General features: G+C 70.9%; 24 protein-coding genes. 8 read left to right on the forward strand and 16 right to left on the reverse strand.

The annotated features are described in order from the left end of the window. Position 1 precedes the first annotated feature (1 nt). From NYZ95_RS10125 to NYZ95_RS10145, 5 genes are read right to left on the reverse strand one after another with little or no spacing between them, the layout of a single operon-like run. Entirely contained in the window at positions 2-475 is a 474-nt protein-coding gene (locus NYZ95_RS10125; protein ID WP_262851149.1) for an aminoacyl-tRNA deacylase, read from the reverse strand. Positions 476-487: 12 nt separating this feature from the next. Further along, the gene (locus NYZ95_RS10130) at positions 488-1,093 is read right to left on the reverse strand and encodes a flavodoxin family protein (RefSeq protein WP_262851150.1); all 606 of its coding nucleotides are present in this window, start codon (positions 1,091-1,093) and stop codon (positions 488-490) included. 43 nt (positions 1,094-1,136) lie between these two features. After that, entirely contained in the window at positions 1,137-1,895 is a 759-nt protein-coding gene (locus NYZ95_RS10135) for an SDR family oxidoreductase (RefSeq protein WP_262851151.1), read from the reverse strand. 17 nt (positions 1,896-1,912) lie between these two features. Continuing rightward, the gene (locus NYZ95_RS10140) at positions 1,913-2,584 is read right to left on the reverse strand and encodes a histidine phosphatase family protein (RefSeq protein WP_262851152.1); all 672 of its coding nucleotides are present in this window, start codon (positions 2,582-2,584) and stop codon (positions 1,913-1,915) included. Next, complete coding sequence (locus NYZ95_RS10145; RefSeq protein ID WP_262851153.1) at positions 2,581-3,429, reverse strand: SDR family NAD(P)-dependent oxidoreductase; 849 nt, start codon at positions 3,427-3,429, stop codon at positions 2,581-2,583. Before NYZ95_RS10145 ends, NYZ95_RS10140 begins: the two co-directional genes overlap by 4 nt. Before the next feature lie 272 nt (positions 3,430-3,701). Here NYZ95_RS10145 and NYZ95_RS10150 point away from each other — a divergent pair, with 272 nt between their 5' ends. From NYZ95_RS10150 to NYZ95_RS10170, 5 genes are all read left to right on the forward strand, one after another. After that, positions 3,702-5,000 (forward strand): extracellular solute-binding protein, encoded by a 1,299-nt coding sequence (locus tag NYZ95_RS10150; protein WP_262851154.1) that lies wholly within the window; start codon positions 3,702-3,704, stop codon positions 4,998-5,000. A gap of 110 nt (positions 5,001-5,110) precedes the next feature. After that, complete coding sequence (locus tag NYZ95_RS10155) at positions 5,111-6,022, forward strand: carbohydrate ABC transporter permease (protein ID WP_262851155.1); 912 nt, start codon at positions 5,111-5,113, stop codon at positions 6,020-6,022. A 10-nt stretch (positions 6,023-6,032) separates the two neighbouring features. Further along, complete coding sequence (locus tag NYZ95_RS10160; RefSeq protein ID WP_262851156.1) at positions 6,033-6,941, forward strand: carbohydrate ABC transporter permease; 909 nt, start codon at positions 6,033-6,035, stop codon at positions 6,939-6,941. Beyond that, positions 6,938-8,344, forward strand: coding sequence for a GH1 family beta-glucosidase (locus NYZ95_RS10165; RefSeq protein ID WP_262851157.1), 1,407 nt, complete (start codon positions 6,938-6,940; stop codon positions 8,342-8,344). Before NYZ95_RS10160 ends, NYZ95_RS10165 begins: the two co-directional genes overlap by 4 nt. Continuing rightward, positions 8,341-9,375 (forward strand): LacI family DNA-binding transcriptional regulator, encoded by a 1,035-nt coding sequence (locus NYZ95_RS10170; RefSeq protein ID WP_262851158.1) that lies wholly within the window; start codon positions 8,341-8,343, stop codon positions 9,373-9,375. The genes NYZ95_RS10165 and NYZ95_RS10170 overlap by 4 nt, the downstream gene beginning before the upstream one ends. A gap of 39 nt (positions 9,376-9,414) precedes the next feature. On the opposite strand, the gene NYZ95_RS10175 is transcribed toward NYZ95_RS10170, so the two are convergent. Then, positions 9,415-10,089 (reverse strand): FadR/GntR family transcriptional regulator, encoded by a 675-nt coding sequence (locus tag NYZ95_RS10175; protein ID WP_262851159.1) that lies wholly within the window; start codon positions 10,087-10,089, stop codon positions 9,415-9,417. A 102-nt stretch (positions 10,090-10,191) separates the two neighbouring features. On the opposite strand from NYZ95_RS10175, the gene NYZ95_RS10180 reads away from it, so the two are divergent. Beyond that, positions 10,192-11,514, forward strand: a complete 1,323-nt coding sequence (locus tag NYZ95_RS10180; RefSeq protein ID WP_262851160.1) for an SLC13 family permease — start codon at positions 10,192-10,194, stop codon at positions 11,512-11,514. 11 nt (positions 11,515-11,525) lie between these two features. Here NYZ95_RS10180 and NYZ95_RS10185 read toward each other — a convergent pair whose 3' ends face one another. The 4 genes from NYZ95_RS10185 to NYZ95_RS10200 all read right to left on the reverse strand — a co-directional run bounded on the left by NYZ95_RS10185 (position 11,526) and on the right by NYZ95_RS10200 (position 15,051). Then, the gene (locus NYZ95_RS10185) at positions 11,526-12,014 is read right to left on the reverse strand and encodes an Rv1443c family protein (RefSeq protein WP_262851161.1); all 489 of its coding nucleotides are present in this window, start codon (positions 12,012-12,014) and stop codon (positions 11,526-11,528) included. A 3-nt stretch (positions 12,015-12,017) separates the two neighbouring features. Next, positions 12,018-12,902 (reverse strand): universal stress protein, encoded by an 885-nt coding sequence (locus NYZ95_RS10190; RefSeq protein ID WP_262851162.1) that lies wholly within the window; start codon positions 12,900-12,902, stop codon positions 12,018-12,020. After that, entirely contained in the window at positions 12,899-14,335 is a 1,437-nt protein-coding gene (locus NYZ95_RS10195; RefSeq protein ID WP_262851163.1) for an APC family permease, read from the reverse strand. Before NYZ95_RS10195 ends, NYZ95_RS10190 begins: the two co-directional genes overlap by 4 nt. Before the next feature lie 65 nt (positions 14,336-14,400). Then, positions 14,401-15,051, reverse strand: a complete 651-nt coding sequence (locus NYZ95_RS10200; RefSeq protein ID WP_262851164.1) for a GntR family transcriptional regulator — start codon at positions 15,049-15,051, stop codon at positions 14,401-14,403. Between the two features lie 47 nt (positions 15,052-15,098). On the opposite strand from NYZ95_RS10200, the gene NYZ95_RS10205 reads away from it, so the two are divergent. Next, positions 15,099-15,701, forward strand: a complete 603-nt coding sequence (locus tag NYZ95_RS10205) for a DUF2243 domain-containing protein (RefSeq protein ID WP_262851165.1) — start codon at positions 15,099-15,101, stop codon at positions 15,699-15,701. Then, positions 15,698-16,636, forward strand: a complete 939-nt coding sequence (locus tag NYZ95_RS10210) for a cytochrome c oxidase assembly protein (RefSeq protein WP_262851166.1) — start codon at positions 15,698-15,700, stop codon at positions 16,634-16,636. Before NYZ95_RS10205 ends, NYZ95_RS10210 begins: the two co-directional genes overlap by 4 nt. Here NYZ95_RS10210 and NYZ95_RS10215 read toward each other — a convergent pair. The 6 genes from NYZ95_RS10215 to NYZ95_RS10240 form a co-directional block, all read right to left on the reverse strand. Further along, positions 16,581-18,782 (reverse strand): 3-hydroxyacyl-CoA dehydrogenase NAD-binding domain-containing protein, encoded by a 2,202-nt coding sequence (locus NYZ95_RS10215; protein WP_262851167.1) that lies wholly within the window; start codon positions 18,780-18,782, stop codon positions 16,581-16,583. The two genes, NYZ95_RS10210 and NYZ95_RS10215, sit on opposite strands and share 56 nt — an antisense overlap. A 36-nt stretch (positions 18,783-18,818) precedes the next feature. Continuing rightward, positions 18,819-20,030, reverse strand: a complete 1,212-nt coding sequence (locus NYZ95_RS10220; RefSeq protein ID WP_262851168.1) for an acetyl-CoA C-acetyltransferase — start codon at positions 20,028-20,030, stop codon at positions 18,819-18,821. Positions 20,031-20,145: 115 nt separating this feature from the next. After that, on the reverse strand, positions 20,146-21,021 hold the full coding sequence (locus NYZ95_RS10225; RefSeq protein ID WP_262851169.1) for an alpha/beta fold hydrolase: 876 nt from the start codon (positions 21,019-21,021) through the stop codon (positions 20,146-20,148). 40 nt (positions 21,022-21,061) lie between these two features. Next, the gene (locus NYZ95_RS10230) at positions 21,062-21,796 is read right to left on the reverse strand and encodes a MerR family transcriptional regulator (protein WP_262851170.1); all 735 of its coding nucleotides are present in this window, start codon (positions 21,794-21,796) and stop codon (positions 21,062-21,064) included. Beyond that, positions 21,793-22,212, reverse strand: coding sequence for a universal stress protein (locus tag NYZ95_RS10235; protein ID WP_262851171.1), 420 nt, complete (start codon positions 22,210-22,212; stop codon positions 21,793-21,795). Before NYZ95_RS10235 ends, NYZ95_RS10230 begins: the two co-directional genes overlap by 4 nt. A 46-nt stretch (positions 22,213-22,258) precedes the next feature. Next, positions 22,259-23,401, reverse strand: a complete 1,143-nt coding sequence (locus NYZ95_RS10240) for an acyl-CoA dehydrogenase family protein (protein ID WP_262851172.1) — start codon at positions 23,399-23,401, stop codon at positions 22,259-22,261. Positions 23,402-23,422: the final 21 nt, after the last annotated feature.

Here is a 23,422-nt window from a genome sequence, read left to right on the forward strand (position 1 = left end):
CCTACTCGCTGATGTCGGCGCGCTCGGCCCCGAGGGCCTCGGCCAGCGCGTCGGCGTCGACGGTGAGACCGACGCCGTGGCCGCCGCCACCGACGGAGATCGGGCCCGCGATGCTCGCATCCATCACGACAGGCCAGGCTGTGGTGCTGCCCAGGGGCGTGATCGTGCCGCGCTCGTACCCCGTGACCTCCTGCGCGGTGGCGGCGTCGGGCATCGACACGCGGTTGACGCCGAGCAGCGCGCGCAGCTTGGGCCAGGAGAACTCGCGGTCGCCCGGCACCATGACGAAGCGGTAGTCGCCGTCGCGCACCCGCACCACGAGCGTCTTGAGCAGCGCACGCGGCGCGATGCCCCGTGCGGCCGCAGCCTCCTCGAGGGAGCGGGCGCGTCCGTGGCGCGTGACGGCGTGGTCGAGCCCGAGAGCCTCGGCAGCGGCGATCGCACGCGCCGAGCGGTCGGAGGGATCAGCAGTCATGCCGCCATCGAATCACGACGGCGGAGCGGGCATCGGCCGTTCCGCCAACGCCTTCGCCACTGCCACCAGGTTGGCGGCCATCGCGCGCCCCGTCCGGTACGACCACTCGCGTCCTTCCGAGGTCTCGCTGAAGGTGGGGCCTGGCCCGGGGCCGCGGTTCCAGTACGTCCACGCCTGGCCCGGGATCGTGAACCCGATGTCGACCAACGCCCCGGCGACCTCGGAGATGACGTGGTGCGCGCCGTCCTCGTTGCCGGTGACCACGACTCCGGCCACCTTGTCGTACGCGACCGGGCGGCCGTCGTCCCCGGTCTCGGAGATCATCGCGTCCATCCGCTCGATCGCCTGCTGGGCGAGCGAGCTGGGGTGCCCGACCCAGGTCGGCGTGGCGACGACGAGGATCTGGCTGGCCAGGATCGACTGGTGGACCCGCGGCCACTCGTCGCCCTCGCCGAGTTCCGTCGCGACCCCGTGCGCCAGCCGCAGGTCGGCGAGGCGGTACGAGGTGGTCTCGACGCCCCAGCCCTTCATCACTGCGACGACGGAGTCCGCGAGCATCTGGGTGTTCGACGGCTCGGGCGAGCGCTTCAACGAGCAGTTGAGCAGCGTGGCGTGCACGGGTCCTCCTCGGTTCGCTACCTCGAGGCGTACCCGTCCCGGCTCAGACCATGCGGCGGACGATCCCCAGCGGCGCGTGGCGCAGCACGAACGACACGGGGCGCCACGGCCACGCGGGCACGATGCGCTCGGGCTTCTCGGTCTCGATCGCGGCCACCAGCGCACGGGACCCGGTCTCGTTGTCGACCATGCCCTTCGGCTTCTGCTCGACCTTCTCGTTCATCTCCGACGCGATGTATCCCGGGTAGACGGTGGTCACCGCGATGTCGTGCCCCTTGCGGTTGACGAGGTCCGACCGGATCCCCTCCGCGAGCGCGGCGAGCCCCGCCTTGGTCGCCGCGTAGGTCGTCATCGAGCTGGGCATCCCCCGCATCGCCGAGACGGAGGACACGACGACGAGGTGGCCCGCGCGGCGCTCGTAGAAGTGCTCCATCGCGGCCTCGCACTGCGCGAGCGCGGCGACGAAGTTGGTCTCCGCGGTCTCGCGGTTGGCCTCGAACTTCCCGGTGCCGATCCGCCCGCCCTTGCCCAGACCGGCGTTGACGACGACGCGGTCGAGGCCACCGAGGTCCTGCGCGGCACGGGCGAAGACGCGGAAGACCTCCGCGTGGTCGGTGACGTCGAGCGCGTGCACGACCACCCTGATCGACGGGTGCGCCGCCTCGAGCTCGGCCTTGAGCGCCTCGAGCCGCTCGACGCGCCGCGCGGTCAGCGCGAGGTCGTGGCCCTGGGCGGCCCAGACGCGGGCCATGCCGGCACCGAGGCCGGAGCTGGCACCGGTGATGAGGATCGTCTTGCGCACGGGGGGCTCCTTGGTGGTCAGCGGTAGGTCACGAGGTCGTACGGGAGGTGGGTGTGCTCGTTGAACGACAGCAGCGTGCGTCCGGACGACCCGGTGACGACGGTCGTCACCCCCGCGTTGATCGTCACGGTGTTGAGGCGAGGCCAGATCGCCTGCGCCTGCGGCGTCCACCGCGGGGCGTCTCCGGCCAGCAGGTGGGCGGCGACGACGGCGAGCGGCCCGCCCGAGGTGAAGACGACGGCGCTCTCGCCTCGCCCGAGCGAGGCGGTCAGCCGGTCGAACGCGCCGAGGACGCGGGCGGTGAAGTGCGGGTACGGCTCCGCGTACTCGTCGTCGTGCTCGCCGCCGGCCCAGCGCCCGACCGCCGAGACGAAGATCTTCTGGAACTCCTTCGGGTCGTCGGTCACCAGCCCGGGCGCGTACGCCTCCACGACCGACTCGTGGGGGAACTCGTCCCACCCCTCGTCCACGTCGTAGCCGTCGGAGGGTCCTGCGGCGTCGAGAGCGGCGATCGCGGTCTGCGCGTGCCGCTTCATCGAGCCCGCGACCGCGTGCGTCGGCAGGAACCCCGAGGCCTCCCACGACTGACCCAGGGCCGACGCCTGCGCGTACCCGAGGTCGGACAGCTGGTCGTACTCGTCGGCACCGAACGACGCCTGGCCGTGCCGCACCAGGTAGAGCGCGCTCACCGAGTCACCTGCGCGCCGGCGGTCCGGGCGCCACCGGCGGCGGCCTCCTCGGCCGCGGCCTTGCGGGCGGCGCGTCGCATCGCCGCCGCGTACAGCCGCGGGGCGAACCGCTTTGCCGCGTACGCCGCGCGGGCCTCGCGGTCGGGCAGGACGAGGAACGTGCCGGCGTCGACCTGCCGGAGGACCTCGCGTGCGACCGTGTCGGCGCTGCGCTTGGCTCCGTCGATGAGCGTGCGCGCGGACTCCTGCGCGCTCGGGTCGGCGCTGCGGATCGAGTCGGCCAGGTTGGTCTTGAAGAAGCTGGGGCAGATCACCGAGACGGCGACGCCGTACGGCTCGAGCTCCCACCGCAGAGTCTCGCTCAGGGCGACCACGCCGGCCTTCACGGCGTTGTACTCGCTCATCCGGGGCGGGTGCACGAGCCCCGCGGCCGAGGCGGTGTTGACGATCCGCCCCGTGCGCTGCGCCTTGAGCACCGGCGCGAAGGTCCGGCAGCCGCGGGCGACGCCGAGCAGGTTGATCTGGGTGATCCACTCCCACTCGTCGGGCGTGGTGAGCTCGATCCGGCCACCCGACGCGACGCCGGCATTGTTGACGACGAGGTCGACGCCCTTCCAGGTCTCCTCCACCCAGGCCCGGGCGTCGTCCCAGTCGGCGTCGCTGCGGACGTCGAGGTGCCGGTACGTGACGTCGCCGGCGACCGCGCCCACCGGCCCGGGCGTCTGCGCGTGGACATCGGTGGCGAGGACCCGGCAGCCCCGCTCCGCGAGCCTGGCCACGAGGGCGAGGCCCAGCCCGGAGGCGGCACCGGTGACGAGGACGCGGTCACCCGTACGTACAGTCATGCGCCGAAGCGTACCGAGCGCTCGCTTACCTCGGGCCCGGCTCGGGGAGAGGGCCACGAAGCGACGGCTTCCGGTACCAAGCGCGCCTTGTACGTGTGGCTTCGTCCCAGAAACCGTGGCTTCGTCGCGGCACGTGCTGTGGGACGACGCGTGTCACGTTTGTGTAACGAGGCATGGGAGCGCTCCCATCCCCTCTTGACCGTAGCGTGTGAGCCAGGCCACAGTGCATGGGAGCGCTCCCACCGGCGGGAGCGGCGAAGGAGAGGGTCACCGTGTCACACACACGCCGTTCGCGCTGGCTGGCTGGAGCAGCCGCGCTCGCCAGCTTGTCGTTGCTGGCCACCGCCTGTGGCGGTTCGGACTCCGACAGCGGGTCCGGGGACGACGTCACGCTCCGCGTGAACCTGTTCGGGAAGTTCGGGTACACCGAGCTCTACAAGCAGTTCGAGAAGGAGCACCCGGGCGTCAAGATCGTCGAGACCGCCGAGGGCGACCTCGGCAAGTACAACACCGTGCTCACCCAGCGCATCGCCGCCGGCTCGGGCGCCGGTGACGTCGTCGCGATCGAGGAGGGCCAGGCGGTCAACTTCCTCGCGAGCGCGGACAAGTTCGTCAACCTGCAGGACCACGGGGCGAACGACCTCAAGGACCAGTACCTCCCGTGGAAGTTCGAGGGCGCCACGACCGCCGACGGCTCGACGACCATCGGGCTCGGGACCGACGTCGGCGGCCTCGCGATGTGCTACCGGCGCGACCTCTTCGAGAAGGCCGGCCTGCCGACCGACCGTGAGGCCGTAGCCGCGCTGTGGCCGACCTGGGACGACTTCATCGCCACCGGCGAGAAGTTCCAGGACGGGATCGGCAACGGCAAGGCGAAGTTCATCGACAGCGCCACCAACACGTACAACTCGATCCTCATGCAGAGCGCCGACCACACGTACTTCGACCGCGAGGACAACCTCGTGATCGAGTCGAACCCGGCCGTCAAGGCGGCGTGGGACAAGGCGCTGGAGATGGACGAGAAGGGCATCTCCGCAGAGCTGAAGTCGTTCTCGCCGGAGTGGAACGCCGGCTTCAAGAACGGCGACTTCGCCACCATCGCGTGCCCCGCGTGGATGACCGGCTACATCAAGGACCAGGCCGGCGAGCAGAACGCCGGCAAGTGGGACATCGCCACTGTTCCCGGCGGCGGCGGCAACTGGGGCGGCTCCTGGCTCGCGGTCCCCGCAGCCAGCAAGAACCAGGACGTCGCGATCGAGCTCGTGAAGTTCCTCAGCAGCGCCGACGGCCAGCTCGCGGCGTTCAAGGAGGTCGGCAACCTCCCGTCCAACCCCAACCTGTACGAGGACCCGGCGCTCCAGGAGGCCACGAACCCGTACTTCAACGACGCGCCCGTCGGACAGCTCTTCATCGCCGGCGCCTCGCAGCTCGAGCCGGTCTTCCTCGGTGCGAAGAACCAGCCCGTCCGCGACGCCGTCGAGAACGCCATGCGGTCGGTCGAGAACGGCCAGCGCAACGCGTCGGAGGGCTGGTCGACCGCGGTCAAGGACGCCGAGAAGGCGGCAGGCTAGGTCGAGAGGTCTCGCGGAGACCCTGAACCCGTGGTGCCCGCGCCGCGCCCCCTACCGCGGCGCGGGCACCACGCGCCACCCGTCCGCCCCCTCGACCTCGGGAGCACCTCATGCACCTGCGCGACCGGCTCGCCCGGCTCGAGATCAGCAGCGCGCCCTACCTGTTCATCGCCCCCTTCTTCGTGCTCTTCGGCATCTTCGGGCTCTTCCCGCTCGGCTACACCCTCTGGGTGTCGCTGCACGACTGGAGCCTGCTGGGCGGCAACGAAGGCTGGGTCGGGTTCGCCAACTACACCGAGCTGGTCAGCGACGACTACTTCTGGAACAGCCTGCTCAACACGTTCGCGATCTTCCTCATCGCGACCATCCCGCAGATCCTGGCGGCGCTCGCGCTCGCCCAGGTCCTCAACAGCAGCCTGCGGGCGCTGACGTTCTGGCGGATCGGCGTCATCATCCCTACCGCCACGTCGATCGCGGCCGTCGGCATCATCTTCGCGATGATGTTCTCCCGGGACTTCGGGATCGTGAACTGGTTCATCGGGCTCTTCGGCGTCGAGCCGATCGCCTGGAACCAGGAACGCCTCCCGTCGTGGCTGGCGATCGCGACGATGGTCGACTGGCGCTGGACCGGCTACAACGCCCTGATCCTGCTCGCCGCCCTCCAGGCGGTGCCCAAGGAGCTCTACGAGTCCGCACGGCTCGACGGGGCGTCGGCGCTGCGGCAGTTCCGCTCGATCACGATCCCGATGCTGCGACCGACGCTGATGTTCGTGGTCACGGTCGCGACGATCGGCGGCATCCAGCTCTTCACCGAGCCGCTGCTGTTCAACCCCGGGGCCAACGCGATCACCGGCGGCGACACCCGGCAGTTCCAGACGAGCGCGATGTACCTCGTCGAGCAGGCGTTCACCGGTCAGCGGTTCGGGTACGCCGCGACGGTGGCCTGGATCCTGTTCGCGGTCATCGTCGTCGTCTCGATCGTGAACTCCCTGCTCGTACGCCGCATCCGCTCGGTCGACTGAGGAGCCTCGCATGACCACACCTCTCATCCCCGTGGCCACGGTCGCGCAGGACCTCGACGAGCCGGAGCCCGTACGCCGCCGCCGTCGGCGGGTGCGCAGCCGCAAGGCGTCGCCGCTGACGTACCTCGTCCTCGTCTTCGTGGTCCTCGCCTCGATCGGGCCGCTCTACTACATGCTGGTGATGGCCTCGCGGCCCAACAGCGACATCACGTCCAACCCACCGCCGCTCACCCCGGGCGACCAGCTCGGCGAGAACGTCACGCGGGTCTTCGACAACCCCGACGTGGTCTTCGCGCAGGCGCTGCTCAACTCGCTGATGGTCTCGGCCGTCGCGACGCTCACGGTGGTGACGCTCTCGTCGCTCGCCGGGTTCGCGTTCGCGAAGCTGCGCTTCCGCGGCAAGAACATCTTCCTGCTGGCGGTGATCGGCACGATGATGGTGCCGGTCCAGCTGGGGCTCGTCCCTCTCTACATGCTGATGGGCTGGCTCGGTCTGGCCGGCAGCCTCTGGTCGGCGGTGCTGCCGTTCCTCGTGACGGGCTTCGGCGTGTTCTTCATGCGCCAGTACGTCAGCCAGGCGATCCCGGACGAGCTGATCGAGGCCGCCCGCGTCGACGGCGCGTCGACCTTCCGCATCTTCGCGCAGGTCGTCTTCCCCGCGCTGCGACCGGCGGTCGCCGTCCTCGGGCTGCTCACGTTCATGGAGCGGTGGAACGACTTCATGTGGCCCTACCTCACGCTCGCGCCCGAGAACCCGACCGTCCAGGTCGCCCTCTCTCGGCTGTCGGGCGGCTACTACACCGACCAGGCGCTGGTGATGGCGGGCACGCTGCTCGCCACCGTCCCGCTCGTCCTGGTCTTCATCCTCTTCGGTCGCCGCATCGTCGGCGGAATCATGGAAGGTGGGCTCAAGGGATGACCGACGTCGTCACCGATCCCCTCACCACGCTCGCAGCGTCGTTCCCGTCCGACTTCGTCTTCGGCGCCGCCACCGCGGCGTACCAGGTCGAAGGCGCCGTCCGCGAGGACGGCCGGACCCCGTCGATCTGGGACGCCTTCTCCCACGAGCCCGGACGCGTCGCCAACGGCGACACGGGCGACGTCGCCGTCGACCACTACCACCGGATGACCTCCGACGTGGAGCTGATGAGCGACCTCGGCCTCGGGGCGTACCGGTTCTCGATCTCGTGGCCGCGGCTGCAGCCCGGCGGCTCCGGACCCGTCAACACGAAGGGGCTCGCCTTCTACGACCGCCTGGTCGACACGCTGCTCGACCGGGGCGTCGCGCCCTGGGCGACGCTCTACCACTGGGACCTTCCCGTGGAGCTGGAGGAGGCGGGCGGCTGGCCGGCGCGCGACACGGCGGAGCGGTTCGCCGAGTACGCCGGGATCGTCGCGGACGCGCTCGGCGACCGGCTCCACGGCCTCATCACGCTCAACGAGCCGTGGTGCTCGGCGTTCCTCGGCTACGGCAACGGGATCCACGCCCCGGGACGCACCGACGGCGCAGCCGCGCTCGCCGCGTCGCACCACCTGCTCCTCGGGCACGGTCTGGCCGCGCAGGCGATCCGGGCAGCGGCCCCGGAGACCCCGCTCGGGATCACGCTCAACCTCTACCCGACGTCTCCGGCGCTGCCGGAGGGGTACGACGGCCCGGACCGCGCCGCGTACGACGACGCGGTCCGCCGTGTCGACGGGCTGTGCAACCGCTGGTTCCTCGACCCCGTCTTCGGCCGCGGCTACCCCGCCGACGTCGTCGAGGACGTTCGCCCCACGTCGTCGCTGGAGTTCGTCCACGACGGCGACACCGAACTCATCGCGGCACCGCTGGACTTCCTCGGCGTGAACTACTACACGCGCCACATGGTCGCCCCGGGCGCGTACCCCGGCACCGCGTCGGTGGAGTTCCGCAAGCGGGGCTGGCCGACGACGGCGATGGGGTGGGAGGTCGACCCCGACGGGCTGTACGACGTCGTGCGCCGGGTCCACGACGAGTACCCGGCCCTGCCGATCTACCTCACCGAGAACGGCGCCGCGTACGAGGACGTCGTGTCGGCCGACGGGCAGGTGCACGACGTCGAACGGCTCGCCTACCTCAAGTCCCACCTCGAGGCGATGGCGCGGCTGGCCGCCGACGACGTCGCCGTCGCGGGCTACTTCGCGTGGTCGCTGGTCGACAACTTCGAGTGGGCCGAGGGCTACGCGAAGCGGTTCGGCCTCGTCCATGTCGACTACGACACGCAGCTGCGGACGCCCAAGGACAGCGCGCGGTGGTACGCATCGCTCATGGCGGCGCACCGGAGCGGGATACTGGGCGCATGACGGGTGGGGCGGAGACGGGTCGGCGTCCGACGCTCGAGCAGGTGGCGGCGCTTGCCGGCGTCGGACGGGGTACCGCCTCGCGGGTCATCAACGGCTCGCCCTCGGTCGCGCCGCAGACGCGGGACGCCGTCATGAAGGCGGTCGCCGAGCTCGGGTACGTCCCCAACCAGGCGGCGCGCTCGCTGGTGACCCGTCGCACGGGGGCGATCGCGCTGGTGATCTCCGAGCCCGAGGAGCGACTGTTCAGCGAGCCGTTCTTCGCGGGGGTCGTCCGCGGGATCTCGCAGGTGATGGACGAGCGCGACCGCCAGCTGGTCCTCGTCCTCGTCCACGGAGCCGAACAACGGCGTGACGAGCCGGCGGCGTACCTGAGTCCCCAGCACGTCGACGGTGCGCTGCTGCTCTCCCAGCACGAGGGCGACGACCTGCCCCAGCAGCTGCGCGAGCGCGGGCTGGTGCTCGTGCACGGTGGCCGGCCGCCGGGCGTGGAGAACGCCAGCTACGTGGACGTCGACAACGTCGGCGGAGCGCGCGCGGCCCTGCACCACCTCCTTGAGCGCGGGAGCCGGACCGTGGCGACGATCGCCGGCCCTCCGGACATGCAGGCCGGTCGCGACCGTCTTCAGGGCTACCGGGAGGCGCTCGCCGCCGCCGGCGTCGCGTACGACCCGAGCCTGGTCGAGGAGGGCGACTTCACCGAGCCCGGCGGCTGGCAGGCGATGCGTCGGCTGCTGGCGCGCAGGCCGGACGTGGACGCGGTGTTCGCGGCGTCCGACCCGATGGCGCTCGGGGCCCTGCGGGCGCTGCGCGAGTCAGGGTGCGCCGTTCCGAGCGACGTCGCGGTCGTCGGCTTCGACGACTCCCCGATGGCGGCGATGAGCGACCCGCCGCTGACGACCATCAACCAGCCGGCCGACCGGCTCGGTCGCGAGATGGCGGAGATGCTCCTGGCCGCGCTGGCCGAGCCGGAGGGCGAGGAGACCCGCAGCGTGGTCCTGCCGACCAGCCTGGTCGTGCGCGGCACGACCTGAGGTCCGTCCTGAGGGTGGCCCGCCGGTGGCGGGCCACCCTCAGGACGTGTATGCCTTACCCGTGTCCCCCGTCACGGGTGAGGCAGTCTGTGGCGCCGTCGCGGGCGCGAGGATGCCCGTGCACGCCGCGGCGGCAGCGTCGGGATCCCCGCGGACGACGGCGACGGCGAGGTCGTCCAGGCGCGAGCGCAGGCCCGACGTCTCCTCAGGGTCGGCGCACTGCGCCGCGAGCACGTCGTCAAGCTCGACGAGGAGGCTCTTGCCGGCGAGGCGGCGCACGCAGCGCCAGACCTCGTCGAAGGTCGGGATCGTTCCGTCGTCGCCGAGCATCGCGATCCGCATGCCCTTGTGAGGGTGGCTCGCGGCGGCGCGCGCGACACCGACCATGACCGCCTCGCGGGCGACCGCCACCTCGGACGTGGGGTGGGCCGCGATACGGCCGGTGAGGTCACCGGGTGGCGGCGCCTGACGGACGAGGGCACCGACGCCGTGACGGACCTCGACCCGACCCTGGGTCTCGAGGGCTGCGAGCGCCCGCGTGAGCGTGGCGCGGCTGACGCCGAGGTCACGAGCGAGCTGCCGCTCGGGAGGAAGTCGGTCGCCAGCGACGAGGCCCTGCGCTTCGATGAAGGACGCGATGTGCTGCGCGAGGTGCTCGTAGAGCCGAGGACGCTGCACGGGCCGCGGCCCGCGCTGTTCGTCGGACTGGCGCATGGTGGGAGAATACGTGAGATCCAGGCCTTTGGCTCAGAGGCCAGGCCACTGAGCCTGTGGTCTCCCCCACATCGAAGACTCCCGGTTCGAAAGGTGACGGGCGTGCCCCCCGAAGTCATTGCGCTGGCCGTGCTCGCACTGGTCTTCCTGGTCGCGACCCTGCGCAGCATCAACATGGGCGCGCTCGCGCTCGTGGCGGCCTTCGTCGTCGGGCTGAGCGTCTTCGGTGAGGACGCCGACGCGATCGTCGCCGGCTTCCCCGGTGACCTGTTCGTCATCCTCGTCGGCGTCACCTACCTCTTCGCGCTCGCGAAGAACAACGGCACCGTGGACTGGATCGTCCAGGGCGCCGTACGCGCGGTCCGCGGGCGCGTCGCTCTCGTGCCGTGGGCGATGTTCTTCGTCTGCGCGGCCGTCACCAGCATCGGCGCCGTCAGCCCTGCCGCGGTCGCGATCGTCGCTCCGGTGGCGACGGGCTTCGCCCACCGCTACCGCATCCACCCCGTCATGATGGGGATGATGGTGGTCCAGGGGGCGACCGGTGGCAGCTTCTCGCCGATCGGCATCTTCGGCAGCATCACCAACGGCGTCGTCGAGGCGAACCATCTCGACAGCAGCCCGACCTTCCTCTTCCTCTCCGCGATGGCGGCGGCGCTCCTGATCGCCCTGGCCACCTACGTCGCCTTCGGAGGGCACGAGCTGATCCGGCGCGGCAAGGATGAGCGTGCACTCAGAGGGCTCGGGACGGCCGCCACCGCCGCGAGCCGGACCGCGACCCAGCGCCCCGTCCCCGCGGCTTCCAGCAGCGGCCCTGCCACGGACGACGGTCGGCTCAACGCGGAGCGGTCGACCACCCTCGTCGGCCTCGTCGCCCTCATCGTCGGCGCCCTCGCCTTCGACCTCGACGTCGGCTTCACCGCACTGACCGTCGCCGTCGCGCTGACACTTGTCTTCCCACCCTCGGCCAGAGGCGCGGTCGAGAAGATCGGCTGGGGCACGATCCTGCTGGTCGGCGGCATCGTCACCTACGTCAACCTCCTCCAGAGCCACGGTGTCGTCACCTGGCTGGGGGACCGCGTCGCCGAGGTCGGGGCCCCGCTCCTCGCCGCCCTCCTCATCTGCGTGATCGGCGCGGTCGTCTCGGCGTTCGCGTCGACGACCGGCATCATCGGGGCCCTCATCCCGCTGGCGGTCCCCTTCCTGCTCATCGACGAGGTCAGCGCCGTCGGTCTCGTCGCGGCGCTCGCGATCTCGAGCTCCGTCGTCGACTGCAGCCCGTTCTCCACCAACGGGGCGCTGATCGTGGCCAACGCCGACGAGGACGACCGCGAGCTGGTCTTCACACGCCTCATGCGGTGGGGCATGTCCCTCGTCGTGCTCGCCCCGCTGACGACATGGGCGGTCCTCGTGCTCCCCACGACCTGAGGCGGTGCGGGTCACCCCTCGCCGGGAGCGGGAAAGGCGGACACGAGTCGACGGTGCCGGTGGGAGAAGAGCGCCGACACGAGGCGGGTCGCGAGAGCGTCGGCACCCGGGAGCGCGGCCAGACCCCGCCGTACGGTGAAGGTCAGGACGTCGCGCAGCTCGCACGCCTCGTCGGTGAGCGGTCGCACGGAGCGCTCGTGCTCCCAGCGCGCCAGGGTGAGCATCCGGGAGCGCTCGTGGAAGCAGGTCTCCTCGACGTCGACGAGCGTCATGTCGTCGTACTCGACGGGGAGCACGCCTCCGAGGAGCACCCACGCCTTGCCCAGCGGCCCGCCGACGACCGCATCACGGTCGGCGAGGGTCTTGCCGCGCAGCCCGGGCGGCACCGTCATCGACAGCCAAGGCGCGAGCTCGTCGGCGATCCCTTCGGGCGTGGTGACGCGGGCCCACACCTGCTCCGCCGGGGCCGAGAGAACGGCACGGCGGTCGACGACGGGCATCGGCTACCTCCGAGGAAGCGTGAGGACGGGGACCGGGACGTGACTCATGATCCTCGGCGCGTTCGACCCGAGGAAGATCCGGCGGACCGGTCCTTCGCGGCTCGACGTCATCACGAGAAGGTCGCCCTCACGCCAGTGGAGCTTGTCGACCGCACCTCGCCAGGAGTCGGCGACCGCGACGATCCGGTCGGTGACGGGGACGCCGGTCTCCACCACGAGCGACGCCGCCCGCGCCTGGAGAACGTCGATGTCCTCGCGCCACGCCTCGTACACGGCGTCGTCGGCCCGACGGCCCCCTCCGTCCGGCAGCGCCGGCAGCCGCCGGACCCCGAACGTCGCGAGCCCGATGCCCACACCGGCCCGACGCGCCAACCAGGTGGTGGCATCGAGCGCGGAGTCGACGGCGGCGTCGGAGTCGACGGCCAGGACGAGCCGTTCGAGGCGGTCGTCCGGCTCCGACCAGAACGACCGCGGGGCGAGGACCACCGGCAGCGGCGCACGGTGGAGCAGCCACGTGCTCACGTTGCCGAGCGCGACGTGGCCCATGAGTGCGTCCCCGGCCGAGCCGACCACCAGCATCGACGCCTCGACCCGCTCGGACTCGGCGACCAGCTCGCGCGGCACGGAGCGCGACGTGCGCACGACCGCGTCCACCCGTACGTCCGGCGGCGGGATGTCACGTGCCTCCGCGACGGCGTCGCTCGCCATCGCCTCCAGGTGACGGCGCCAGTCGGCGTCGGGCCCCGACACCGCCGTCCCCCTGCCCCACGCGTCCGAGACGACGCAGCACAGGAGGAGGTCCTCGCCCGTCGACGCGGCGATGCGACCGGCAAGGTGGACGGCGTGCGTCCCCCTGCCGTCCGGGCCGATCCCCGCCACGACGGTCATGGCGCCCGTCCTTCGTCGCCGCTCCCCGCCCCTGCCCGCAAGGTCGAACGCCGGAACCCGTACGCGAAGTAGAACGCCAGGACGACCGCGACCCACACGAGGAACACCACCCAGGTGACCAGCGCGAGGCCTGTGAGCACGTAGAGGCAGGCGGCGATCGACAGCAGCGGCAGGACCGGATACAGGGGCACCTTGAAGGTGCGCTCGAGGTCGGGCGCGCGGCGGCGCAGGATGATGACGCCCAGCGACACGACCATGAAGGCGACGAGCGTGCCGATGCTGACGGTGTCGAGCAGCCAGTTCAGCGGGATGAACCCTGCGATGAGCGCCACCACCACCGCCACGATGATCGTGTTGGGGATCGGGGTCAGCGTGCGAGGGTTCACCCGCGCGAAGATCGGGGGCAGCATCCGGTCGCGCCCCATCGTGAAGAGGATGCGTGTCTGCCCGTACATCACGACGAGCGTGATGCTGAAGATCGAGATGACCGCGCCGGCGGCGAGCACGGTGCTCGGCCAGGTCGAGCCGGTGACGTTCTCCAGGATCTGCGCCAGCCCGGCCTGCTGGCCCTCGAAGTCCTGCCAGGGCTGCGCAGCGACCGCGGTGAGGGCGACCGCGACGTACAGGGTGGAGACGATGATCAGCGAGAGGATGATCGCCTTCGGCATCGTCCTCGCCGGGTCCTTCACCTCGTCCCCGGCCGTCGAGACCGCGTCGAGCCCGATGTAGGAGAAGAAGATCGTTGCCGACGCCGCCTGGATGCCGGCGACGCCGAACGGGGCGAAGTCGGCCAGGTTGTCGCTGTTCCAGCCGGTCGCCGCGATCGCGATGAAGAGGAGGAGCACCCCGACCTTGATGGCGACCATGATCGTGTTCACGGTCGCGGACTCGCTCGCGCCGCGGATGAGCAGCAGGGCGCAGAGGGCGACGAGCACCATCGCCGGGAGGTTGACGACGCCACCGGCCTCGGGCGCGTACGACAGCGCGTGCGGGATCTCGACACCGAAGAGGTTGTCGAGGAGCTGGTTCAGGTACTCCGACCACCCGACCGCGACGGCCGACGCGGACACGCCGTACTCGAGCAGGAGGCAGGCGGCGACGACCATCGCCACGACCTCGCCGAGCGTCGCGTAGGCGTAGGAGTACGACGACCCCGACACGGGGACGCTGCCGGCGAGCTCGGCGTAGCAGAGCGCGGTCAGGCCGGCGGTGACGGCAGCGATGACGAACGAGACCACGACCCCCGGACCCGCGTCCGGCACGGCCTCGGTCAGGACGAAGAAGATGCCGGTGCCGACGGTGGCGCCGACGCCGAAGCCGACCAGCTGGACCAGACCGATGCTGCGCTTGAGCCCTTCCTCGGTGTGCGGACGCCGACCTACCGGCATGCGTCGGAAGATCTGCGCGGCGAACGACGTCGGGTGCTCGGCCATGACCGATCAAACGCACGCCGGTGTCGATGGCGCAAGTCGGAAGCCGGCGCGGGAGCGGTACCGCGCTAGCGGCGGGCGCCCGGCTGGCTGGTCACGGCGTGGACGACCGAGCCCCGGGCGTGCGCCTCGACGAGCGCGACCGCGCCCTCGACGTCGGCCGCCACCAGCGCCGCGTACAAGGCCTCGTGCTCCGCGTGGATCGGCGCCGGGTCGGTGTGCTGACGCATCAGCCAGCGCCGCCGCTCGCCGATCGTGGTGAGCACCTCCCCCACGATCGTTCCGCGGCCGAGCTCCTGGAGGACCTCGTGGAAGCGCGCGTTCGCGGCCACCGCCGCCGGCACGTCGCCGGCACCGATGACGAACGCGGCCTCGTCGAGGACGTCGCGAAGCGGCGCGAGGTCCGACGGCCGCGCATAGGTGGCGAGCCGGCGGACGAGGACCGCTTCGAGCGCACCGCCGACCTGAGCGAGGTCGGCGATCTGCGCGGCGTCGTAGCTGCGCACCGCGATGCCCCTCGTCAGACGGTCCTCCGCGAACCCCTCGAGGACGAGAGCCTGCAGCGCCTCCCGTACGGGCACGCGCGAGACGCCGAGCTCGCTGGCGATCGTCCGTTCGACCAGGCGTGTGCCGGGAGCATAGGTGCCGCTCGTGATGCGTGACCGGAGCTCGTCGCGCACCTCCTCGCGCAGCGGCCGGAAGTGGGCGAGACCGGACATATAGCCGAGGGTATACCGGCACGCGCCTCTCGGCGCGGGAAATCGCGGTGCATGACGAGGCACAAGCACGGGTACTAGCCGTCCGTCGGAGGGAGGAGCATGACCACGTCCGCAGCGACGCGCGAGTACGCACGGTCGGCGCACCCCCCTCCCTCCGGCTTCCCGGCCTCGTCCTGGGAGTCGGGCTCGGCGGCTTCGTCGACGGGATCCTGCTGCACCAGATCCTGCAGTGGCACCACATGCTGACGTCGACCGGCAGCGACAACGTCGGCATCCCGACGTATCCGGCCGACACCGTCCATGGCCTGCGGATGAACACGGTCTGGGACGGCGTCTTCCACACGTTCACCTGGGTGATGGTGCTCCTCGGCCTGGCGCTCCTCTACTCGCGCATCCAGCACTCGCGCGGACGCGTGTGGGCCTCGCGCGCGCTGTGGGGGTGGGTGCTCGCGGGATGGGGCGTCTTCAACCTCGTCGAAGGGATCGTCGACCACCACATCCTCGGCATCCACCACGTCCGCAGCGGCCCGAACGAGCTGGCGTGGGACCTCGGCTTCCTGGCGCTCGGCGCCGTGCTCGTCGTCGCCGGGTACCTCCTGCAACGGGGCGCGACGTACACCGACGCCACGCGTGACCGCGGCGAGGCATGAGGCTACCGCTGACGTCGCACGGCGTCCTGGTCGCGCACGGCCCCGGTGACAGCGACGGGACGTTCGCGCGGGCGTTCGACCTCCTGCTGGCGACGGTGCCGTTGGCCGTCGTCGCGATCGCCGTGACGGCGTACGTCGCGGCGGCCGTCGCCGAGCGCCGCGGGCGCGGATGGCCGACCGCCCGCACCCTCGCGTTCGTCGGTGGAGGCCTCGTGCTCGCACTGTCGCTCTCACCTCCGATGGAGCGGCTCTCGGACGAGAGCTTCTCCGGGCACGCCGCGCAGCACCTCCTGCTCGCCATGCTCGCTCCGCTCCTCCTGGTACTCGGCGCACCGGTGACCCTGGCGCTCCGGGCGCTGCCGCGCCGACGCGCGCTGGCCCTGGGCCACGTGCTGCGCTCACGCCCGGTCGCCCTGCTCAGCCGGCCGTCCGTCGCGCTCCTGCTCAACAGCGGCGGGCTGCTCGTCCTCTACCTCACCCCGCTGTACGCGTGGAGCACGCAGAGCACGGCGGTCCACGCCCTCGTGCACGTGCACCTGCTGCTCGCGGGGCTGCTGTTCGCGTGGGTCATCGCCGGGCCGGACCCGGCACCCGGCCGACCCTCCGTACGCGTGCGCCTCGTTGTCCTCGGCGTGGCCATCGCGCTGCACGCCACCGTGTCGCAGCTCCTGTACGCCGGCCTCTTCGTCCAGGTCGACGCACCGGCCGACGAGCTGCGCGCCGCCGGCAGCCTCATGTACTTCGGCGGCGACATCGTCGAGCTGATGCTCGCCCTCGCACTGCTGCTCACCTGGCGGCCCGACGTGCGCCGGACGCGCGAAGGCCCCGAGACCGTACGGTCCCGGGGCCTCGCAGCGTCGATCGGCTCGCGGTGGCCGATCAGAAGAACTTCTCGTCCTTCGACGCCTTCTCGAGCAGCAGCGCCGGCGGAGTGAAGCGCTCGCCGTAACGCTCCGCGAGCTCCTGAGCACGCTCGGTGAACGCCTTCACGCCGATGCGGCCGTCAGCGGCCTCGTACCCGTTGATGTACTGCAGCGCGCCGCCGTACAGCGGGGGGAAGCCGATGCCGAAGATCGAGCCGATGTTGGCGTCGGCGACCGTGCGCAGCACGCCCTCCTCGAGGCAGCGGACCGTCTCGAGGGCCATGATGAACGTGTACCGCTCCTGCATGTCCTCCCACGGGATCTCCGCGCCTTCCTTGCGGAACTGCGAGAGGCCGTCCCAGAGACGCTTCTTGGCGTCGGCGGGGTACTCGTAGAACCCGGCACCGGCCGCCTTGCCCTTGCGGTCCTGGTCGACGAGCGCGTTGATGACGTCCATCGCCGCGCTGTCGGGGAACGCCTTGCCCTCGCCCTCCGCGGCCGCCTTGGCCTCCGCGTTGATCTTCTGCGGGAGCGTCAGGGTGACCTCGTCGATCATCGCCAGCGGCGGGGCCGGGAAGCCCTTGGTCGTCGCGGCGCGCTCGATCGCCACCGGATCGAGACCCTCGGCGAGCATCTCGACACCCTCCATCGTCAGGGTGCCGAAGACGCGGCTGGTGAAGAAGCCGCGGCTGTCGTTGACGACGATCGGGGTCTTCTTGATCTGCTTGACGTAGTCCAGCGCACGCGCAATGGCCTCGTCCGAGGTCTTTTCGCCCACGATGATCTCGACCAGCGGCATCTTGTCGACCGGCGAGAAGAAGTGGATCCCGATGAAGTCCTCAGGACGCTTCACGCCCTCGGCGAGGATCGTGATCGGCAGCGTCGACGTGTTGGAGCCGAGCAGCGCGTCCGGCTTCACGACCGGCTCGAGGTCGCCGAAGACCTGCTTCTTGAGGTCGACCGACTCGAAGACGGCCTCGATGACGAAGTCGCAGCCCTCGAGGTCGGCGTAGTCGGCGGTCGGGTGGATGCGGGCGAGGATCTCGTCGCGCTTCTCCGGCGTCAGGCGGCCCTTCTCGACCTGCTTGTCGAGCAGCTTGGTGCTGTAGGACTTGCCCTTCTCGGCGGCCTCGAGCGAGACGTCCTTCAGGACGACGTCGATGCCGGCGCGCGCCGACACGTACGCCACGCCGGCGCCCATCATGCCCGCGCCGAGGATGGCGAGCTTGGTCGCCTTCGTCTTCTCGATGCCGGCCGGACGCGAGCCGCCCGCGTTGATGGCACCGAGGTCGAAGAAGAACGCCTGGGTCATGTTCTTGAACTGCTGGCCGGTGACCAGGTCCACGAAGTAGCGCGACTCGATCCGCGAGGCGGTGTCGAAGTCGACCTGCGCACCCTCGACGGCTGCCGACATGATGTTGCGCGGTGCCTTCATCGGCGCGCCCTTGGTCTGCTTGCGCAGGTTCGAGGGGAACGCGGGGAGGAACTGCGCGAGCTTCGGCGAGGACGGCGTGCCGCCCGGCATCCGGTAGCCCTTCTTGTCCCAGGGCTGGGTGAAGGCGTCGGCATCGTCCTTGTTGGCGAGGATCCACGCCTTGGCGGCCGGGACGAGCTCGTCCTGCGTCGCGACGATCTCGTCGATCAGACCGGTCTCCTTGGCGCGGGCCGGCTTCATGCGCGGGCCCTGGAGGAGCACCTCCATGAGCGCCTTCTGGAGGCCGAACATGCGGACCGTACGCGTGACGCCGCCGCCTGCGGGCAGCAGACCGAGGGTGACCTCGGGGAGGCCGATCTCGTAGCGGCCGTCGACTGCGATGCGGCGGTGCGCGGCGAGCGCGATCTCGAGCCCGCCACCGAGGGCGGCCCCGTTGATCGCGGCGACCACGGGCTTGCCGAGGGTCTCCAGCGTGCGCAGCGTCGCCTTCATCGACTCGACCTCGGTGAAGACGGCCTCGGCGTCCGCCGGGGTCATCTGCGTCATGAGCTTGAGGTCGCCACCGGCGAAGAAGGTGCTCTTGGCGCTGGCGATGACGACGCCGACGACGTCGTCGCGCTCGGCGACCAGACGCTCGACGGCCTTGGCCATCGAGGCCTGGTAGGCCGCGTTCATCGTGTTGGCGCTCTGGTTGGGGTCGTCGAGGACCAGGGTGACGATGCCGTCCTCGTCACGCTCGTAGCGGACGGCCTCGGCCGCCGACGGCACAGTGTTGTCAGTCATGAAAATCTGCTCCGTGTGTGAGTCGGTGGGCGAGGGTCAGAGACGCTCGACGACGGTGGCGATGCCCATGCCGCCGCCGACGCACAGCGTGGCGACGCCGTAGCGCTGGTCGCGACGCTCGAGCTCGTCGACGAGGGTGCCGAGGATCATCGCGCCGGTGGCACCGAGGGGGTGGCCGAGGGCGATGGCGCCGCCGTTGACGTTGACGATGTCGTGCGGGACCGACATGTCCTTCATGAAGCGCAGGACGACCGCGGCGAACGCCTCGTTCATCTCGTACAGGTCGATGTCGCTCGCCTCGAGGCCGGCCTTGGCCAGCGCCTTGCGGGTCGCCGGCGCCGGGCCGGTGAGCATGATGGTCGGCTCGGAGCCGGAGACGGCCGTCGCCAGGATCCGCGCGCGGGGGGTCAGGCCGTTGCGCTTGCCGGCCTCCTCGCTGCCGATGACGACGATCGCGGCGCCGTCCACGATGCCCGAGCTGTTGCCGGCGTGGTGGACGTGGTTGATCTTCTCGACGTGGCGGTACTTCTCGAGGGCCACCGAGTCGAAGCCGCCGAAGTCGCCGATCGCCTCGAAGGACGGCGGCAGGCTGCTGAGCGACTCGACGGTCGTGCCGGGACGGACGAACTCGTCGTGGTCGAGGATCGTGAGGCCGTTGATGTCGGTCACCGGCACGACGGACTTGGCGAAGTAGCCGTTGGCGATCGCCTTGGCGGCACGCGCCTGCGACTCGGCGGCGTACGTGTCGACGTCGGTGCGCGTGAAGCCCTCGATGGTCGCGATGAGGTCGGCGCCGATGCCCTGGGGCACGAAGTCGGTGTCGAACGCGGTCTGCGGGTCCATGGCCCACGCGCCGCCGTCGCTGGCCATCGGGACGCGGCTCATCGACTCGACACCGCCGGCGAGGATCAGGTCCTCCCAGCCGGAGCGCACGCGCTGCGCGGCCTGGTTGACGGCCTCGAGACCCGAGGCGCAGAAGCGGTTGAGCTGGACACCGGCGACGGTGTCGGGGAGGCCGGCGGCGAGCGCGGCGGTCTTCGCGATGTCGGCACCCTGGTCGCCGACGGGCGTGACGCACCCGAGGACGACGTCCTCGACCTGCCCCGCGTCCAGCGTCGGGTTGCGCTTCTGGACCTCCTCGAGGAGGCCGGTCACGAGGCTGATGGGCTTCACCTCGTGCAGGGATCCGGTCTTCTTGCCGCGCCCGCGGGGGGTGCGGATCGCGTCGTAGATGAATGCCTCAGTCATGGCGGTCCTTCGTTCGTTGACGACCCGGCAAAAGTTACTTGCGAGTAACGAGTAAGTCAATGATACCGACATCACTATGACAGCAGCACTGTCACAGTGCCAAGCGGCCCTTGGGCTACCCAGACGGGCGACGCCACTCCCCGACGAGCGCCTGCAGCGAGGCGATCAGCGCCACCGGCTGGTCGAGCATGATGTGGTGCCCGGCGTCGGGGATCACGGTGACGGGGACGTGACCGCCGAGCCGTTCGGCGACGGTCGAGGTGATGTCGGTGGTCGCCAGCCCGCGCTCGCCTCGGATCAGCGCCGCCGGGCAGACCGACTCGGCGAGCTCCTCCGGCTCCATCGCGGAACCGAAGAAGATGGCAGGGTCGAACTTCCAGGACCAGCCTCCCTCGACCTCGCGGACCGAGGCGGCCGCGACGTGGTCCTTCACGTACGGCAGGACCGGGCCGTCGTTCGGGAGCGGGCGGAACCGCGCGAGGACAGCCTCGCGCGACGGGTAGACCTTGTTGTCGGGCGGGCGCTGACCGGACTCGCGCCAGGCACGTGCCTCGGGAGACATCTGCCGCACCGGCGAGTCGATCGCGCACACCCCCGCCAGGCGCGCCCCGTGGTCACGAGCCGCCGTGAGCGCGACGAACCCGCCCATGCTGTGGCCGATCACGCAGGGGTTCTCCTCCCCGGAGGACGCCTCCGCCTCCGCGACCGCAAGCACCTCGGCGGCGTACGTCTCGAGGTCGTACGCCGGGCGCCGGCCGGAGTCGCCGTGGCCTGACAGGTCCAGCGCGACCACGCGGTGAGCGGTGGCCAGGAACGGCGCCACGTGGTCCCACCAACCGGCATGGGCGGCACCCCCGTGGACGAGGACGACGACGGGCGCCCCCGCCGCCCCCCACGTGCGGTACGTGATGCGGGCGCCCTGGACCTCGACCTCGCGGCGGTCGTACGGGGTCTCCACGGCGTGTGTGAACCAGGCGGGCACGTCGGACACGGCGCCTCCTCCGGGACGGACAGCGAACGGCGCTGACACCCTACGTGCGGCGGCGCACGGTCTCTCGCTTGGTCTCGTTGACGGCGCTCTCGTACGCGGTGACCAGCGCCTGCACCGTCAGCGGCTTGAACCGCTCGACCATCGCGGTGATCGCCTCGGCGGACTCCCCGCTCGCGCGGTAGTGCGGCAGGACCTTCTGCCGGAAGATGTCGGTCAGCTCGCGGGCGATCGCGCGCGCGTGGGACTCGAAGAGGCGCTCGGCCTCGACGGCGGCGTCCAGCGGCAGGCCGAGGTCGATCATCGCCACCCCGACGGACAGGTGCGCAGGCGACACCCGGAAGACGTCCTCGTCCGGCGTCGGCTCGACGACGCGGAGGGCCACGAGCAGCTCGACGTCGTCGTCACTGAGCGAACGCCCTGCCCGGATCTCCAGCACGTCGCGGGCGACGGTCTCGGGGAGGTCGGAGAGCCACGGCGCGAGCATCGTGCGCTGGAGCGCGACGTCGGCGGGCGACGCCGTGGCCGGGAGGCGCTCGAGGTAGCCCTCGATGGCCGAGAGGGTGAACCCGTGCGCCTGCAGCTCACGCACCAGCTCGAGGCGGGCGAGGTGGTCGGGGCCGTAGAAGCCGTTGCGCCCCTCTCGCACGGGCGGCGGGATGAGGCCGCGCCCGGCGTAGAAGCGGATCGTCCGGACGGTCATCCCGACGCGCTCGGCGAGCTGCTCGACCGTCATCCGCTCGGACGACGTCGGCATGCCCGCACGGGGGTCGCTCACGCGGCACCCATCGGGAGGATGACGACCGGGCACGGCGCCGTCCGGGCGAGCACGTCGCTGACCGACCCGAGCGCGTTGTGGCGGATCGAGGAGGTGCCGTGGCTGCCGATGACGAGCATCTGCGCGCCGGCCGCCTCCGAGAGGAGCACGTCCACCGGCAGCCCCTCGTGGACTCCGACGGTGACCTCGGTGTCACCGCCGTGCAGCGTCGCCGCCTCGGTGGTCTCGGCGGCGATCCGCTCACCCTCGGCCACCGACGTGACCGAGGACCGCTCCGGGTCGACGGTGACGACGACGCGCACGGCCGCGCGGCGCAGGTCCGCCTCGGTCATCGCCCAGTGCAGCGCGCGCCGGGCCCCTGCCGAGCCGTCGCTGCCGACGAGGATCGTGCCGGTCTTCTGGGGAGATTCGCTCATGGCGCCATCCTGTCGGGTCTGCGAGCCGCAAGCGACCAGGGCTCGGTCAGATCCCCATCGTGCGGCCGATGATCTCCTTCATGATCTCGGTCGTGCCGCCGTAGATCGTCTGGATGCGGGTGTCCGCGTACGCCTTCGAGATCGGGTACTCCGACATGAACCCGTACCCGCCGAACAGCTGCAGGCACTTGTCGACCGTCTTCTTCTGGAGCTCGGTCGTCCACCACTTGCCCATCGCGGCGTCGGCGACCGACAGGGTGCCGGCGTTGAGCTCGGTGATCGAGCGGTCGACGAAGACCTGGGCGATCTGCGCCTCGGTCTCGAGCTCGGCGAGCACGAAGCGGCTGTTCTGGAAGGAGCCGATCGGCCGGCCGAAGGCCTTGCGCTCCTTGACGTACTCGAGCGTGAGGTCGATGACGGCACGGCATGCGGCCGCGGCGGCGACGGAGATCGCGAGGCGCTCCTGCGGCAGCTTCTCCATGAGGTAGATGAAGCCCTTGCCCTCCTCGCCAAGGAGGTTCTCCTTGGGCACCTTGACGTCGGTGAAGAAGAGCTCTGCGGTGTCCTGCGCCTTGAGGCCGAGCTTGTCGAGGTTGCGTCCGCGCTCGAAGCCCTCCATCCCCCGCTCGAGGACGATCAACGAGACGCCGCGTGCGCCGGCGTCGGGGTCCGTCTTGACCGCGACGACGACGAGGTCGGCGAGGATGCCGTTGGAGATGAACGTCTTCTGCCCGTTCACCAGGTAGTGGTCGCCCTGGTCGATCGCCGTGGTCGCGATCGACTGCAGGTCGGAGCCGGTGCCGGGCTCGGTCATCGCGATCGCGGCGATCGACTCGCCGGTGCAGAACTTCGGCAGCCAACGCGCCTTCTGCTCCTCGGTCGCGTACGACAGCAGGTAGCCGGACACGAGGTCCACGTGCAGCGGGAAGCCGACGCCGCTGGCGTGCGCACGCGCCAGCTCCTCGTCGATGATCGCGTTGAAGCGGAAGTCGGAGACGCCGCCGCCCCCGTACTCCTCGGGCATCATGAAGCCGAGGAACCCCTGCTTGCCGGCGGCGCGCCACATGTCGCGCGAGACGATCCCGTCCTTCTCCCACTGGTCGTGGTACGGCCGGATCTCCTTGTCCACGAACGTGCGGAAGGCGTCTCGGAACGCGTCGTGCTCGGGGGTGAAGATCGTGCGCTTCATGGTGCTCCTCGTGAGGCGGGC

This window comes from Mumia quercus (genome assembly GCF_025506335.1).
Classification (GTDB): Bacteria; Actinomycetota; Actinomycetes; order Propionibacteriales; family Nocardioidaceae; genus Mumia; species Mumia quercus.

Excerpts from the sequence above, each read along its gene's own strand:
- NYZ95_RS10145 (WP_262851153.1), bottom strand. The coding sequence starts at position 3,429 with ATGACTGTACGTACGGGTGACCGCGTCCTCGTCACCGGTGCCGCCTCC.
- NYZ95_RS10190 (WP_262851162.1), bottom strand. The coding sequence starts at position 12,902 with ATGACCGTCGTGGCGGGGATCGGCCCGGACGGCAGGGGGACGCACGCC.
- NYZ95_RS10215 (WP_262851167.1), bottom strand. The coding sequence starts at position 18,782 with ATGACTGACAACACTGTGCCGTCGGCGGCCGAGGCCGTCCGCTACGAG.
- NYZ95_RS10235 (WP_262851171.1), bottom strand. The coding sequence starts at position 22,212 with ATGAGCGAATCTCCCCAGAAGACCGGCACGATCCTCGTCGGCAGCGAC.
- NYZ95_RS10155 (WP_262851155.1), top strand. The coding sequence starts at position 5,111 with ATGCACCTGCGCGACCGGCTCGCCCGGCTCGAGATCAGCAGCGCGCCC.
- NYZ95_RS10240 (WP_262851172.1), bottom strand. The coding sequence starts at position 23,401 with ATGAAGCGCACGATCTTCACCCCCGAGCACGACGCGTTCCGAGACGCC.
- NYZ95_RS10165 (WP_262851157.1), top strand. The coding sequence starts at position 6,938 with ATGACCGACGTCGTCACCGATCCCCTCACCACGCTCGCAGCGTCGTTC.
- NYZ95_RS10170 (WP_262851158.1), top strand. The coding sequence starts at position 8,341 with ATGACGGGTGGGGCGGAGACGGGTCGGCGTCCGACGCTCGAGCAGGTG.
- NYZ95_RS10210 (WP_262851166.1), top strand. The coding sequence starts at position 15,698 with ATGAGGCTACCGCTGACGTCGCACGGCGTCCTGGTCGCGCACGGCCCC.
- NYZ95_RS10185 (WP_262851161.1), bottom strand. The coding sequence starts at position 12,014 with ATGCCCGTCGTCGACCGCCGTGCCGTTCTCTCGGCCCCGGCGGAGCAG.
- NYZ95_RS10160 (WP_262851156.1), top strand. The coding sequence starts at position 6,033 with ATGACCACACCTCTCATCCCCGTGGCCACGGTCGCGCAGGACCTCGAC.
- NYZ95_RS10175 (WP_262851159.1), bottom strand. The coding sequence starts at position 10,089 with ATGCGCCAGTCCGACGAACAGCGCGGGCCGCGGCCCGTGCAGCGTCCT.
- NYZ95_RS10220 (WP_262851168.1), bottom strand. The coding sequence starts at position 20,030 with ATGACTGAGGCATTCATCTACGACGCGATCCGCACCCCCCGCGGGCGC.
- NYZ95_RS10200 (WP_262851164.1), bottom strand. The coding sequence starts at position 15,051 with ATGTCCGGTCTCGCCCACTTCCGGCCGCTGCGCGAGGAGGTGCGCGAC.
- NYZ95_RS10195 (WP_262851163.1), bottom strand. The coding sequence starts at position 14,335 with ATGGCCGAGCACCCGACGTCGTTCGCCGCGCAGATCTTCCGACGCATG.
- NYZ95_RS10125 (WP_262851149.1), bottom strand. The coding sequence starts at position 475 with ATGACTGCTGATCCCTCCGACCGCTCGGCGCGTGCGATCGCCGCTGCC.